A 14,203-nucleotide genomic window follows, 5' to 3' on the forward strand; every position below is an offset into this window, starting at 1 on the left:
CAGAATATTGCAGCCTTATTGAGTTGACGCATAGTGTGACACTCTCTAGAATATCGAACATTGTTCTTTTTTGATTATGCGGTTTAACAACAACTTATGGCCAGACGCAACGATCATACTCGTGAAGAGTTGATCTCTCTTACCTTAAATGCCAGCAAAGCTTTCTTAAGCAAGCATTCTTATCATGAACTTAGCCTAAGAAAAATCGCCAGTATGATAGGTTATGTGCCAAGTACCTTAGTTAATGTGTTTGGTAGCTATAACTTGCTTCTTTTACATGTTGTTGCACAAACGCTCGATGAGCTGGCTTCAGAAGCGAAGTTAGCGGTAAAAAAATGCGCTGATCCTAAAAAAGCACTGTATAAATTGGCCTATTGTTATCATGACTTTGCCCAAAAACATCCCTACCGTTGGCAGTTGATTTTTGAACATAATATGAATGGCGAAGATCTCCCTGAATGGCAAGCGGAACGAATCAACGGCATGACTACCATGCTAGAGTCGCTGTTACAAATCATTGCCCCTCACCGTAGCGCACAAGAAGTATTACGCACGAGCCGAGTTTTATGGGCTGGTGTGCACGGGATAACGTTACTCAGTGTCGATGATAAATTTTTTACCGCTGAACCTGTCGATGGTAAAGCATTGATTGAAGATTTACTGAACCAATACTTGGCTAACTGGTAATCATTAAGGCAGAACCATGTACAGCTCTCAATCTTCATTGTTAACACAACGACGTTTTCTTCCTTATTTTATTACCCAGTTTTTTGGCGCATTTAACGATAATATCTTTAAAAACGTGTTGTTGCTGTTCGTTGCTTTTGCCGCTGCAGATACCTTATCCATCTCTAGCCACCTATTTATCAATCTTGCTGCTGGTCTGTTCGTGCTGCCGTTTTTCTTGTTCTCTGCTTCAGCGGGGGTATTAGCCGATAAATTCGAAAAATCATGGTTTATTCGCCGAGTAAAACTGTTTGAGATCGCTATTATGTGCATTGGTGCGCTGGGCTTTATGACTCAAAGCTACGCTTTATTGCTCATCATGCTGTTTTTAATGGGCACCCAATCGGCGTTTTTTGGTCCGGTCAAATACGCGCTGCTGCCTCAGCAACTCAAAACCAATGAGCTGGTTCCGGGCAATGCGTTAGTGGAAACCGGTACCTTTCTCGCCATATTATTGGGCACGATTGGCGCTGGCGTTATTGCTTCACTCGATCATGCCCATGATATTGCTGCTGGTGCAGTGATCTTTTTTGCCTTACTCGGCTATCTTGCTAGCCGATCTATTCCTATCGCTCCGGCGAGCGATCCTAACTTGGTGTTTACTTTTCGCCCTATTCATCATACTCGCACAACGCTGGCTATCGCCAAACAAGACAGAACCATTTTTCAATCCATCATGGCCATCAGCTGGTTTTGGTTTTTAGGCGCCACTTACCTCACCCAGTTTCCCAATTTTACGAAGCTCTTTCTTAATGGTACAGAAAGCGCGGTGTCATTTTTGCTCGCGCTTTTCTCAATAGGTATCGCTATTGGCTCTCTCGCCTGTGACAAACTCTCTAATCATCGTATCGAGGTTGGATTGGTGCCGCTCGGCAGTTTAGGTATTAGCTTGTTTGGCTATCTGATGGCGGCAAGCGTCCCAGAGAGCTTGCCCCAATTTAGTCAGTTTCACGATTTTATTAGCCATCAAGCCCTCTGGCCGCTGTTTATTTATCTGTTGTTATTAGGGGTTTCTGGCGGGATTTTTATTGTGCCCCTTTATGCCCTATTACAGCATCGAGCGAAAAGTACTGAACGGGCACAAGTCATTGCCGCGCTCAATATTTACAATGCGTTGTTTATGGTGGGCAGTGCTCTGCTCGGCATTATCTGCTTAAGCGTACTTGAATTAACCATAACGCAACTGTTTATTTTGCTTGCCGTGCTGAATGTGCTGATGACCACCTACTTGTTTTTACAAGTGCCTATTTTTGTCCTGCGTCTGGTGGTTTGGGCATTGACTCATACTATTTATCGGATGAAACATAAAAACTTGCATCATCTACCAGAGCACGGCGGCGCACTGATTGTCTGTAATCATGTCAGTTATATGGATGCCTTATTGCTCAGCGCGGTTTGCCCACGCTTGATCCGCTTCGTGATGGAAGAAGATTACGCGAACATTCCTATTTTACGACCGTTACTCAGTCGAGCTGGAGTGATTCCGATTTGTGCCAATAAACGCAGTTCGATTCGCCGCGCCTTTGCTGAAGTCGATCAAGCGCTGCAAGATGGTCATTTAGTGTGTATTTTCCCCGAAGGCCGCCTAACCAGTGATGGTGAGATCGCTCCTTTTATGCGCGGAATAGACGTGATTTTAAAACGTAGCCCAGTACCGGTGATCCCGATGGCAATTAAAGGCTTATGGGGCAGCTTCTTTAGTCGCTATAATGGTCGTGCTTGTCGTAGTCTACCTCGTAAATTACGCGGGAAAATCGAGATTGAAGCCGGTGAAGCGGTCAGCAGTGGACAGGCCAACACCGAGTTGATGCAACAAAAAGTCGCTCAACTACGTGGTGATTGGCGCTGATAGATCTAGTCTAGTGGTGTATAACGACTTTGCTGATCGGCAAACCAGTGTTTCACCGCTTGACGTGAAATCTTAATACCGCTCTCGGCCAGAGTGTCAGGCAACTGCCAGTAAGCGATGGGATGTTTAAATTTTTCTAGCTTATCCGCCAACCATGCGGCAAGTTGCGTTTGATCGGGCAAAGATTGGCAACGCAGCACGGCAATGCTGCGCGCGCCAAATTCGACGTCTTGCACTGGGACAACTATCGCTAACTCAATCTGCGGATGACGAGCTAACACGGTTTCAATCTCTTCACAGTGAATATTTTCTCCGCCGGAGATAAACAAGTTATCCGCGCGGCCAATAATGCACAGTTCATCGTTATACCAAGCCCCTAAATCACCACTATCAAACCAACCATCTTGATTGGTTAATGGCGTGAGTATCCCTTGTTGATAATAACCACTGGCTAGGGTTTCCCCTGCTATCCAAATCCGCTTATCGACTACTTTTACTTGCCGTTTCGGTAGCACTTGGCCAGCACTCGCTGTCTCATCTACCGGTTTGGCGGTCACCGTAGACGCCGCTTCCGTCATCCCATAACCAATCCAAGTTTCGATCCCTTGCTGAGCCGCTTGCTGAGCGAGGGTCAGTGGGATATGACTGCCACCCAGTAAAACATGGCTTAAGCTAAGGGGTTGTTGGCTGGCTAACAATCGTTGCAGTTGCGTCACCACCAAAGAAGCATGGCTGACCTGTTGAATATCATCGAGTAATTGACCCGTGCCCAGTTTTAAACAGCCGCCGACCGCGAGCCAGCGATACACGATGGCCAGACCAGAGACATGATAAAGGGGCAAACTGAGTAGCCAAGTATCTTGCTCGCTAAATGCAAACCGCTCTAATAAGCCCTTAGCAGAAGCAAAATGCTGACGATGGGTATGAGCGACCGCTTTCGGGACGCCCATGGAACCAGAGGTAAAAATAAGCGTCGCCAGATTATCCAGCGCATAAGCGGCAGAGCACGCAACTCCTCTATCTCTATCTAATACCGCGATTGAAGAACCCGCGCTTGAAAACACTTGATCGCTAGGCGATTCAATCATTTGCAATGGTGATGGATAAGATGCTTTCAATTCATCGCTCAAGGCGTTGAGTGATGGTGATAACCATAACCAAGCAGGCTGAGAGCCATACAGACGAGTGAGTTTTTCTGTCAGTTGCGCAGCGGGCTGCGGCATAGTGATGGCACACATCACCCCTTGTTGCATCGCCGCTACTAGCCACCATAATATTGATGGCTGATTTTTCCCAACCAAGGTAAGCACATCACCAGAACGCACTCCGTTTTGCTCGAGTGCGGCGGCGTAACGATTAACTTGCTCACTCAATTGCTGCCAAGTGAAGGTCTGCTGCTCTAGCTGCAACGCAATACGCTGTGGATCGCGCTGCTGCCATTGTCGCCACGGGGTATTCATTAAGCGGATTGCCACACAAGTGTTTGTTGATCTAAGCGGTGTATCGGTAAGGTGCAGCCCGGCCAAGGTGTTTCTAGCTGAGCTTTAAATAAGCCTATTGTATCCAAGCCAGGGACACTCTCTGGTAATAACCAATGAGATAAACGAGCGAGCTGAGTTAAGCCTAAGCTTGATTCTATACTTGAGCTGATCACCGCTTGAATCCCCAGACGGCGCGCTTTTTCAATTAACGCCTGACAAGTTTGCACTGAGCCAATCAGCGTGGGTTTAATCACGATCACTTTGGCTCCAGTTAACTCTTCTAACTGAAAGTCCGCTTGCTGCACCGCATGTTGTAAGGTTTCATCCCACGCGATGGCAATGCCGCTGTCAATGGCAAAAGCAAGGCTATCGCTTGGTGAGCGACAAGGCTCTTCTAAGAACGCTATCCTGCCGCGCACCGAAGGCGAGACATATTGGGCAAATTTAGCCGCTTTCTCTTTGCTCCATGCTTGATTGGCATCCAATCTTAACTGCAGATCTGGCATCGACTCTAAAAACAAATTCACCAACATGCCATCGCGGATCGGCTCATACAGGCCCACTTTAACCTTAGCGACTTTCTGACCTGGCATAGCGTTAAGTAACGGGATCAACTCATCAGGATCACCACTACATAATGGAGCGCAATGGTATTGCCCCTCGGAACTAAGCTCGCCTGTTAGCTCCATCTGCGCCATCGATAAACCAAAGGCAACTGAAGGAAAGTCATTGCCAATCTGAACCTCTTTACCTTGTACCCACAAGGCTAACTGCTCTTTCGCTAACGCTCCTGCTTCTTGCAGAGACTCACGGCTAAAGCCGGGCAATGGCGCAATCTCTCCGCGACCTACTTGCCCATCTTGCTCTAATTCAACAATAAATCCTTCACGTTGAGTCAATTTTTGCTCACGAAGGATCACGCCGCTATCCATGGGTAATTGGTATTGATAAAGCTTGGCACTGCGCATGATGGATCCTTTTGCTTAAATACGATGGAATGATTTATCTCTCACCGGATCAAACGTGACCGATAAGAGATAAAGTTTAAAGCGGTGAATTACGGGTTTCGGGGGAATTTATTAAAGTCTGGACGACGTTTTTCATTAAACGCGTTGCGTCCCTCCTGCCCTTCTTCGGTCATATAGAACAGCATAGTGGCATTGCCCGCTAACTCTTGCAGCCCCGCTTGTCCATCACAATCGGCATTCAACGCCGCTTTTAAGCAGCGCAGCGCCATTGGACTATGTTGCAGTACTTCACGACACCAACGTACGGTCTCTCTTTCTAAATCTTCAACCGCTACCACCGTGTTAACTAAGCCCATATCTAAGGCTTCTTGCGCATCGTAAAAACGGCATAAGAACCAAATTTCCCGAGCTTTCTTTTGCCCCACGATGCGCGCCATATACGAAGCGCCCCAGCCTCCATCAAACGAGCCGACTTTAGGACCGGTTTGACCAAACTGAGCATTGTCGGCAGCAATGGTTAAATCACACATCATATGTAATACATGACCACCACCGACAGCCCAACCGGCGACAGAAGCAATCACAGGCTTAGGGCAAGTGCGAATTTGACGCTGGAAATCCAGTACATTGAGATGATGAGTCCCACTATCATCTTGATAACCGCCGTAATCGCCACGAATTTTTTGATCGCCCCCAGAGCAAAATGCTTTTTCACCGAGGCCAGTTAAAATGATCACCCCAACACCCTCATCGTAGCGAGCATCGGCTAAAGCATGGATCATCTCTTTCACGGTCAGTGGGCGAAACGCATTACGCACCTGCGGACGTGCAATGGTAATTTTTGCAATGCCATCAGCCGATTTGTGATAGTGAATATCTTGATAATCGCCGCTGCAATCTTGCCATTCAACGGGAGCATAGAGTTCTTGTTCTGAAATGCCTACTGTTTTAGCCATGGTAATTTCCACTGTTATTGTCTAGGTTTATAATTAACGTTCAGCGTTGCTACATGCCATTAACTCAATCATCAGTTGAGCAAAAGCTTGCGGTTGTTCATGGTGAACATTGTGTCCAGCCTGCTCAACAACGTGGTAATGCAAACCACTGCGCTGAGCAAGTGAATAAAATTTAGCATCATTTTGTCCACATACGTAATGGACGCGAAACGGGACAAGGGATAACGACAAGCGCACATCCGCTTGCCTTGCCAACGAAGTAGCCAATAGCATTTTTGCAACCGCAGGACCAAGGTTATCACTACGTAACGTGACTAAGGTTTGTCTTTGCTCATGATTCAGTGAAGAAAATACCGCTTGCTGATACCAATCGGTGAGAACTTGAGCAATCGGTTGGTGAGCAAAGCGCGCGGCCCAATGTTGGTCGTGCTGCCAACGGGCGTTCTTCTCTTCCTCAGTGGTTAACCCAAAGTGGCCGCCTTCAATGACTAAGCCTTGAATATTGAGCGCGTCAAACCAGCCCTGAGTGCAACCCAGCATTGCCAATCTTGCCCCCAGTGAGTAGCCAACTAACCAGATAGGCGTTGTCGGAGGACAATGAGCGTTGACAACTTGAGCGACCCGCTGACAAGCATCAGCAAAATTACTGCAATCAAGATGGCGACTCTGACCGTGTCCCGGCAAATCAATCAATAGTAGTGAATACACTCCACGCAGCCGCTGGATAACCATTTGCCAATCTTGACTCGAGCCCAAAAAACCATGCAAAAAAACCACCACCGGCTGCACAGCGTTATTCTGTGCAGGTTGAGCCGGCTCAATCTTCGGTAACCACTGACTATAAAGCATGAATTTGTGACATCAGTTGCTTAAGATGTTCAGCGGCTTGTTGTGATGGGGTTATCACCTCAATCACTAACGTCCCTTTTCCGGCCTTTAAGTGCTGATCAATGGCTTGTTGATAAGCCACTAGAGTTTCCGGCGCTTGATAATCGAGGGCAAATTGCTTAGCCGCAAATTCAAAATTTAAGCCATGTGGCATCTGATATAACGCCGTTCGCTGCGCTTCGGGAACCGGTAATAAATCAAAAATCGCGCCGCCATCATTATTGATCACCACAATCACTAGCGGTTGTGGTGGCGTGCGTACTAAAGCTAACGAATTGAGATCATACAATAGTGAGGTATCACCGAGTAACATCAACATCGGCTTATTCAATGCTCGCTGAACCCCTGCAGCCGTCGCCACCAGTCCATCAATGCCTGATGCGCCGCGGTTGGAAAATACCTCACGCTGTTTGAGCTCACTGAACATATCCACTAAACGCACGATCAAACTATTACCAATAAACAGAGTACTGGCAGCGCCACGCTCAGTGAGATCCAAAGCCACCGCCACTTCACTTAACTGGGGTTGCGATAGATGCAGCTTTGCAAGCTGGGCAATGCTTGAGGCATACGCTTTCAGCTCATCTGCCCAACCAGCATGTAGCGTTTGTAATGCGTGCTGCTTAGCCAATTGATGCTCAACCCAAGATACCGCATCGCACAACCAATGCTGCTGCGCGGCATGGCTAGGGTTATTGCGCGCGACTTGGGGGCTAATGTAAGTGTAACCACAGCTCGCTTTTGTCAGTTGTTGTTCTAACCACTGGCTTAAACGTTTGGAAACGATTCGAGCGCCAAATTGAACCACATGCTGGCATTCACTCAGCAGGGCTCTTGCCGTGCTATTTTGTAGCCATAAATCGTAATGTGCCCATTCGCTGCTCACCCCAGATTGAGGATCGCACAGCACAGGCCAACCAAGTTGCTCGGCAAACGTTAACGCCGCTTGAGCTTGAACTAAGGGTAAAGAACCAATGATCACTAGCCCTTTTTGGCTTAACAACGCATTATCACTTGGCAATGGTGCGCTCAGGGTTTGATAACGTTGGCTGTAAGGCTGCTGATCTTGACGCCATGCGTCAACCGTCGCGAGATAGTCTGCGTACAATTCACGCCCATGACTAGAATAAAGTGGCTCTGGATAAGGGCAGTTAATATGAACTGAGCCGCCCAGCATCCTTTGTTGCTGCAAGGCATCGTCAACCGTGGTTAATAACCAAGATAATGGCAAGCGCAAGGTTGGGCTTGGTAAATCAATAGCTTGAGTCACATGCGAGCCATAAATATTATTTTGTACGATCGCCTGATTAGCCCCACAATCTACCAGCTCACGTGGCCGATCGGCGGTTAATACTATCAATTGTTCCCCGGTCAATTTCGACTCAGCAATCGCCGGTAGTAAATTAGCCACGGCGGTGCCGGAAGTAACAATCACCGCTACCGGTGTTTGGCTGGCTTTCGCTAAGCCTAAGGCTAAAAAGCCCAGACCACGCTCATCAAAGTGGGTATGGATTTGCAGTTGTTCATTCGCCGCGGCTTCTAAAGTCAGTGGCGTCGAACGTGAACCGGGCGCAATACATACATGACTCACGCCAAAACGAGTCAACTCTTCTAATAGGGTCTGTGACCAAATTCGATTTAATAAGGCTTGGTCTTGATTCATGAAGCCATCCCTAATAATGGTTTATCGGTGATCAAACTCAGCAAGGTAGACATTTTCTTATCCAGTTCTTGCCATTCATGCTCGGCAATCGACCCCGGAACAATGCCGGCACCCGCATAAAGCTGAACACAATTTTCCACCACTAGCGCGCTACGGATAGCCACGCAAAATTGCGCTTGCTGATGGCTAAAATAGCCCATGGAACCTGCGTACCAACCGCGGGCAAACGGCTCATGTTCAGTGATAAAATCTAATGCTGGCTGACGAGGTAAGCCAGCCACTGCAGCGGTAGGCTGTAGCGCACTCAATAGCTGCACACCATTGATGCTTGGCTTGAGCTGCGCAACAATATCACGCTTTAAATGCTGCACTTGACGCAGAGGAACTAACCGCGCCTCGCTTTCCACTTCGATGTGCTCAGCCACAGGAGTTAAACGTTCAATGATATCGTCCACCACATACTGGTTTTCATTGAGGTTTTTACCATCATGAATGAGCCAATCCGCCAGTTGTTGATCTTGCTCGGGCGTGTTGCCACGGCCAATAGTCCCGGCCAAAGCTTCCGTTTGTAACTCTTGCCCTTGGCGACAGTATAGACGCTCTGGTGTTGAGCCGATAAAACTGTGTTTACTATCTAGAGCGAATAAAAAATGAAAACTGCGTTGATTATCAGCAATACTGGCTTTGAGTAATTGCGCAGCGCTGATTGGATTATCAAGGGTTAAACGTGTTTGGCGAGCTAACACCACTTTTTTAAACTGCTGCTGCTCAATGCTGGTTAATGCTCGACTAACCAATTCACTCCAATGGCTTTGCTTGGGTAAATGCTCGACTGTCAAAACCTGACTATGCAAGCGCGATAGCGGAGCCACCTCGCGATGTAACTTCTCCAAGGTCGCTAACGTGCGCTGGCGATCTTGGGCGATAAAATTGGCAGCCAAGCTCCAACTCTGATCAAAACGGATAATTTCCACTTGCGGTAAGAAAAAAAACGATGACATGCAACGTCGGTTTTTATCCGTTTGCCCATCAAACGAGCGTCCCCCCCAAACACGCTGGTTATCGCCTAATATCGCATAAGCAGGGGCCGGTTCGGTAAAGGTATACAATTGACCGACAGCCACCACTTCTTCGCGTCCATCACGGCACTGCCAATAAAATTTGGGAAATATAGGCTGAGCTTCAAGCCAATCGATCAACGCAAAAGGCGGTGGGTCTATTAATGTTTGCACAAAACGAACGTCGTTATCCTTTGCGTTCTTGATTTGCTCTATCAACCGAGCAATGGCTTGATGAAAATGAGACAAAGCGACCTCGTCGACTATGAGATTCGATTTAACAGCGGCTACTCTATTGACAGCGTTAGCGTAAATCAAGGTTGCAACTGCTCTTTTTTGACCTTCTCCTGCCTCTAAGAGGATCTTTTTAACAATTTAACATGAGCAGGTACAATTAAAGTGCACTGAGTCATTTACCAAACGGATATCACTCATCTGCAACCAAAAAGAATATCGTCATGAAAACCGGTTAGCTATAGATTTATATTCTTAAAAAAGGCAATCTAGACTGGTTTAATAAAGTTTTTTAATAATTTTTAGGATTCTTACAATGCAAAATATCGGGATGTCGTCAAAACTCGATAATGTCTGCTACGACATTCGAGGACCTGTACTCAAACATGCTAAACGCATGGAAGAAGAAGGACATAAAATACTAAAGCTCAATATCGGCAACCCGGCCCCGTTTGGCTTCGATGCCCCAGATGAAATTTTAGTTGATGTGATCCGCAATCTACCCACCTCCCAAGGTTATTGCGATTCAAAAGGGATCTACTCTGCCCGTAAAGCGGTGGTTCAGTATTACCAAAAACGCGGTATTCGCAGCCTAGATGTCGAAGATGTCTACATTGGTAATGGCGCGTCTGAACTGATCGTTATGTCAATGCAAGCGTTACTCAACAACGGCGATGAAATGCTGGTGCCAGCTCCTGACTATCCATTATGGACCGCTGCGGTGGCTCTCTCTGGCGGTACTGCGGTGCACTATCTGTGTGATGAACAGGCGGATTGGTATCCGGATCTGGATGATATTAAAAAGAAAATCACCCCTAAAACTCGTGGTATTGTTCTCATCAACCCTAACAATCCGACTGGCGCGGTGTACGGCCGAGATTTCTTGCTGGAAGTGATTGAGATTGCTCGCCAACATAAATTGATGATTTTTGCTGATGAGATTTACGATAAAGTTCTCTACGATGGTGCGGTACACACTTCAGTCGCAACACTAACCGAAGATGTATTAGTGGTAACATTCAACGGCTTATCAAAAGCTTATCGTGTATGTGGCTTTCGTGGCGGCTGGATGTTCTTAACCGGTCCTAAACATCAAGCCGAAGGCTATATCGCCGGCCTTGATATGCTTGCCTCCATGCGTTTGTGCGCTAACGTACCAATGCAGCATGCGATTCAAACCGCCCTTGGTGGTTATCAAAGTATTAATGAGCTGATCTTACCCGGTGGCCGTTTGTTAGAACAGCGCGATCGCGCTTGGGAACTGATCAACCAAATCCCTGGTGTCTCGTGTGTGAAACCCAAAGGGGCGATGTACTTATTCCCGAAAATTGATACCAAAAAATACAGTATCAAAGACGATCAAAAAATGATTTTAGACTTCTTGATCCAAGAGAAAGTACTACTGGTGCAAGGCACTGGCTTTAACTGGCCAAAGCCGGATCATTTCCGCATCGTTACCTTACCTCACGTTGAGGATTTGGAGGTCGCCATCGGCCGCTTCGAACGTTTTTTAAGTACTTATAGTCAATAAATCTTATTTAAATAGAAGCCCTCAAGTTATTGAGGGCTTATTTGATGCAATATTTATAAAAAGTTAATATTTCTTCAGAATCTTCACAATATCATCTTTGCTTTCTGCAGAAATGATTGCATTTATGTCATCATCATTTTGGAATAATTCAGATAAAGCGACAATGGTTTGAATATGACTGTCTGAATCTACTGCTGCTAGAGTTACAGATAAATAAACATCGCCATTATCTTCCGATTCTAGATCTACACCATGTTTAAATATCGTTACTTGCAAACAAGCTTCATTAACCCCATCTTCTGGTCGAGCATGTGGCATGGCAATTTTAGGTGCTAATACATAATATGCACCAATTTCTTTATGTTTTTCTTTGATCGCATCTAGATAGCTTTTATTAATTTTACCTTGAGCGATGAGTGTCGAACAGGCGAGTTCTAATGCAGCATCAACAGTTAAGTTTTTTTCGTTTGAAATAACAATTCCGTTGTCGCCAATTAAATTAAAAATACTCATGAGACAATCCATCCAAGAATCAAGCCTACAACACCGAAATCGAAGTCTGCAAACGTTGTTGCTTCAAGACCCAAACCACCCAGTACAGGTAACAGCATCATCGGCAGGAACGAAATACATAAACCCTGAGTAAAAGAACCAAGGATTGCACCACGCAAACCTCCCATTGCATTGCCGTACACGCCTGCTGCACCGCCAACAAAGAAATGAGGTACTACACCTGCAACAATGATTGTCCAGTCAAGTGCACCCTGTACTGCCATTGCGACAAGGCCAGCAGCAAATGAGGACAAGAAACCAATTAATACCGCATTAGGTGCTACAGGGAATACCATTGGACAATCGAGAGCAGGACGAGCACCCGGCACTAACTTATCAGAAATGCCTTTAAATGCTGGTACGATTTCAGCAATAAGCATCTTGACACCTTGCAGTACAATATAAACACCACCAGCAAATATTAGCGATTGAATAAAAGTAAATACTATCCAGTGTTGACCACCTGAAACGATTTCTACAAATTCACCACCTGCAAAAATAGAAGAAATCATAAAAAATAGCGACATTGTTACCGCTACTGCAACTGGCGTATCACGTAAAAACATTAAACTTTTAGGAACATTCAAGTCTTCTGTTGACCTTGATTTGTCTCCAAACTTAGAGCCAATAAAACCAGCGATAATATAAGAGAATGTCGAGAAATGGCCCATAGCAAGCTGATCAGTATTCATGACCTTTTCTGTATACTTCTGTACCAGTGCAGGCATAATTACCATTAACGACCCAACAATAACTGAGCCGATTGCTACTAACAATGCGCCTTTGATTTCCGCAGTAGATAGGATGACCGCAACCAACATTGACATAAACATGGTGTGGTGGCCGGTTAGGAAAATAAACTTTAATGGTGTAAAGCGTGCTAACAAAATGTTCACCATGAAAGCAAAGAACATAATCAATGCCATTTCATAACCAAAAGCTTCTTGTGCTAGAGCCACAATCGCCTCGTTATTTGGAATAACACCACTTACACCAAACGCTTCAATAAAAACGGTTGAGAAGTTATTGAGAGCCCCCACAAGAGCACCAGCACCAAAACCTAAAATCAAAAAACCCATTACGGTTTTTATTGTCCCTTTTAGGATGGTCGAAATATCAGACTTTTGTGCCACTAAGCCGATAAAGGCAATAAGACCGACCATGATCGCTGGCTCTTTTAACAAGCCAAGCATAAATTCAAAGAAATTTTCCATAGACCATAATTCCTTATATGAATTTTTTTAATTGTTCTTCGATTGAATTTTTATCGAAAATATTTGCTAGGCTTACTATATTTTCTTTACCTTGATCTTTTAATTGATTAGCAATATCCGTTGCTGCTACCCAAATATCCGCTTTGCTTGATGAGGCAGAAGATAAATCTTCATGGTCGATCTCTGCATCTAGACTCATTTTAGCGACGACCTCTTTCACTGCCATTTCCATCATTAATGATGTGCCAAGGCCATTACCACATACAACCATAATTTTTTTCATAATATTATTTCTCTGTAGAGTTAATTAAGAATATTTTTTCATTCCCATTACTGGATGAAAAAATAATAACCAAATGACAAAAAAATAAAATGACAACCATCACAAAGTCAAATTGACCTCGTGATGTAGATCACTAAATAACAAAGTATTTTATCGATAAAACTCGACACGAAATATCAACATAAAAGATGTGATCGAGAGCTAGTGATTTTTTATGAATAGGGTAAAGCCCCTAAAGAGTACGATAAGATGCTACTATTTACCGTAATCAGAAAGCATCTTTTTGAGTAAGCTATTAACATCTTTAGTTTTTTTACTTCGCTTAGTTAAAGCAGTTAATGATGTGGGTAATTTAACGGGTTGCTGTGATGGATCCAGTGATTCACTACTCTCTCGAAGTTTTTGTACCGCAGCCATGATCATACGCACTTGCTCGCCTGCGCTATTTTCGAGAACCACAATATTCTCAGACTCAACTTGTACAACCGTGAGAGTACCGTGTTTTACCGATTCAATTTTTTCACCCACCATTGAAGATTGAGGGGGAACTGAACGATCAAAAACTTGACCATTGCGCAACTTAGCCGCTGTAATTGACCGAATATTTCCTGTATTTTCAAAAGCGACAATGACTGTATGGGTATTGTAGTACTCAACAACAACAACATAGCCATGCTTTTTAGTTTCAAATCTCGCACCAACTTGCATATCATGGGGTGCATCCATTTTTTTAATTAACATCCTAAATTCCTAATACTACCTTTGCCACTTTCGTATCGAGACAAAGAAGTGGCTCGTTC

13 protein-coding genes are annotated in these 14,203 nt (G+C 45.2%); 3 read left to right on the forward strand and 10 right to left on the reverse strand.

Annotation, left to right across the window (positions count from 1 at the left end):
- Window positions 1-96 precede the first annotated feature (96 nt).
- Window positions 97-687 (forward strand): TetR/AcrR family transcriptional regulator, encoded by a 591-nt coding sequence (locus AACS00_RS15270; protein ID WP_110167899.1) that lies wholly within the window; start codon window positions 97-99, stop codon window positions 685-687.
- Window positions 688-703: 16 nt separating this feature from the next.
- Complete coding sequence (locus AACS00_RS15275; protein WP_110167900.1) at window positions 704-2,575, forward strand: MFS transporter; 1,872 nt, start codon at window positions 704-706, stop codon at window positions 2,573-2,575.
- Between the two features lie 5 nt (window positions 2,576-2,580).
- On the opposite strand, the gene menE is transcribed toward AACS00_RS15275, so the two are convergent.
- From menE to AACS00_RS15305, 6 genes are all read right to left on the reverse strand, one after another.
- Window positions 2,581-4,035, reverse strand: coding sequence for an o-succinylbenzoate--CoA ligase (menE, locus tag AACS00_RS15280; RefSeq protein WP_110167901.1), 1,455 nt, complete (start codon window positions 4,033-4,035; stop codon window positions 2,581-2,583).
- Window positions 4,035-5,024, reverse strand: a complete 990-nt coding sequence (gene menC / locus AACS00_RS15285; RefSeq protein WP_110167902.1) for an o-succinylbenzoate synthase — start codon at window positions 5,022-5,024, stop codon at window positions 4,035-4,037. Before menC ends, menE begins: the two co-directional genes overlap by 1 nt.
- An 89-nt stretch (window positions 5,025-5,113) precedes the next feature.
- Window positions 5,114-5,980 (reverse strand): 1,4-dihydroxy-2-naphthoyl-CoA synthase, encoded by an 867-nt coding sequence (gene menB, locus AACS00_RS15290; protein ID WP_110167903.1) that lies wholly within the window; start codon window positions 5,978-5,980, stop codon window positions 5,114-5,116.
- A 33-nt stretch (window positions 5,981-6,013) separates the two neighbouring features.
- Entirely contained in the window at window positions 6,014-6,829 is an 816-nt protein-coding gene (gene menH / locus AACS00_RS15295; protein ID WP_110167904.1) for a 2-succinyl-6-hydroxy-2,4-cyclohexadiene-1-carboxylate synthase, read from the reverse strand.
- Entirely contained in the window at window positions 6,819-8,531 is a 1,713-nt protein-coding gene (gene menD / locus AACS00_RS15300) for a 2-succinyl-5-enolpyruvyl-6-hydroxy-3-cyclohexene-1-carboxylic-acid synthase (RefSeq protein WP_110167905.1), read from the reverse strand. Before menD ends, menH begins: the two co-directional genes overlap by 11 nt.
- A complete protein-coding gene (locus AACS00_RS15305; RefSeq protein ID WP_110167981.1) occupies window positions 8,528-9,838 on the reverse strand; it encodes an isochorismate synthase in 1,311 nt (436 codons plus the stop codon). Before AACS00_RS15305 ends, menD begins: the two co-directional genes overlap by 4 nt.
- A 301-nt stretch (window positions 9,839-10,139) precedes the next feature.
- Here AACS00_RS15305 and AACS00_RS15310 point away from each other — a divergent pair, with 301 nt between their 5' ends.
- A complete protein-coding gene (locus AACS00_RS15310; protein WP_110167906.1) occupies window positions 10,140-11,354 on the forward strand; it encodes a pyridoxal phosphate-dependent aminotransferase in 1,215 nt (404 codons plus the stop codon).
- A gap of 63 nt (window positions 11,355-11,417) precedes the next feature.
- Here AACS00_RS15310 and AACS00_RS15315 read toward each other — a convergent pair whose 3' ends face one another.
- From AACS00_RS15315 to AACS00_RS15330, 4 genes are all read right to left on the reverse strand, one after another.
- Complete coding sequence (locus AACS00_RS15315) at window positions 11,418-11,867, reverse strand: PTS sugar transporter subunit IIA (RefSeq protein WP_181397604.1); 450 nt, start codon at window positions 11,865-11,867, stop codon at window positions 11,418-11,420.
- The gene (locus AACS00_RS15320) at window positions 11,864-13,120 is read right to left on the reverse strand and encodes a PTS ascorbate transporter subunit IIC (protein WP_072668521.1); all 1,257 of its coding nucleotides are present in this window, start codon (window positions 13,118-13,120) and stop codon (window positions 11,864-11,866) included. The genes AACS00_RS15315 and AACS00_RS15320 overlap by 4 nt, the downstream gene beginning before the upstream one ends.
- Before the next feature lie 13 nt (window positions 13,121-13,133).
- Window positions 13,134-13,403: a PTS sugar transporter subunit IIB gene (locus AACS00_RS15325; RefSeq protein WP_004395565.1), complete on the reverse strand. Its 270-nt coding sequence runs from the start codon at window positions 13,401-13,403 to the stop codon at window positions 13,134-13,136.
- A gap of 255 nt (window positions 13,404-13,658) precedes the next feature.
- Window positions 13,659-14,144, reverse strand: coding sequence for a hypothetical protein (locus AACS00_RS15330; protein ID WP_072668522.1), 486 nt, complete (start codon window positions 14,142-14,144; stop codon window positions 13,659-13,661).
- Between the last annotated feature and the right edge of the window lie 59 nt (window positions 14,145-14,203).

This window comes from Vibrio sp. 11986-1-5 (assembly GCF_963878025.1).
Taxonomy (GTDB): Bacteria; Pseudomonadota; Gammaproteobacteria; order Enterobacterales; family Vibrionaceae; genus Vibrio; species Vibrio injensis.

Bases quoted from the DNA above. Each gene is read 5' to 3' on its own strand.
- menE (WP_110167901.1), bottom strand. From the start codon at position 4,035: ATGAATACCCCGTGGCGACAATGGCAGCAGCGCGATCCACAGCGTATT.
- AACS00_RS15315 (WP_181397604.1), bottom strand. From the start codon at position 11,867: ATGAGTATTTTTAATTTAATTGGCGACAACGGAATTGTTATTTCAAAC.
- menD (WP_110167905.1), bottom strand. From the start codon at position 8,531: ATGAATCAAGACCAAGCCTTATTAAATCGAATTTGGTCACAGACCCTA.
- AACS00_RS15330 (WP_072668522.1), bottom strand. From the start codon at position 14,144: ATGTTAATTAAAAAAATGGATGCACCCCATGATATGCAAGTTGGTGCG.
- AACS00_RS15325 (WP_004395565.1), bottom strand. From the start codon at position 13,403: ATGAAAAAAATTATGGTTGTATGTGGTAATGGCCTTGGCACATCATTA.
- menC (WP_110167902.1), bottom strand. From the start codon at position 5,024: ATGCGCAGTGCCAAGCTTTATCAATACCAATTACCCATGGATAGCGGC.
- AACS00_RS15320 (WP_072668521.1), bottom strand. From the start codon at position 13,120: ATGGAAAATTTCTTTGAATTTATGCTTGGCTTGTTAAAAGAGCCAGCG.
- AACS00_RS15275 (WP_110167900.1), top strand. From the start codon at position 704: ATGTACAGCTCTCAATCTTCATTGTTAACACAACGACGTTTTCTTCCT.
- menB (WP_110167903.1), bottom strand. From the start codon at position 5,980: ATGGCTAAAACAGTAGGCATTTCAGAACAAGAACTCTATGCTCCCGTT.
- AACS00_RS15270 (WP_110167899.1), top strand. From the start codon at position 97: ATGGCCAGACGCAACGATCATACTCGTGAAGAGTTGATCTCTCTTACC.
- menH (WP_110167904.1), bottom strand. From the start codon at position 6,829: ATGCTTTATAGTCAGTGGTTACCGAAGATTGAGCCGGCTCAACCTGCA.
- AACS00_RS15310 (WP_110167906.1), top strand. From the start codon at position 10,140: ATGCAAAATATCGGGATGTCGTCAAAACTCGATAATGTCTGCTACGAC.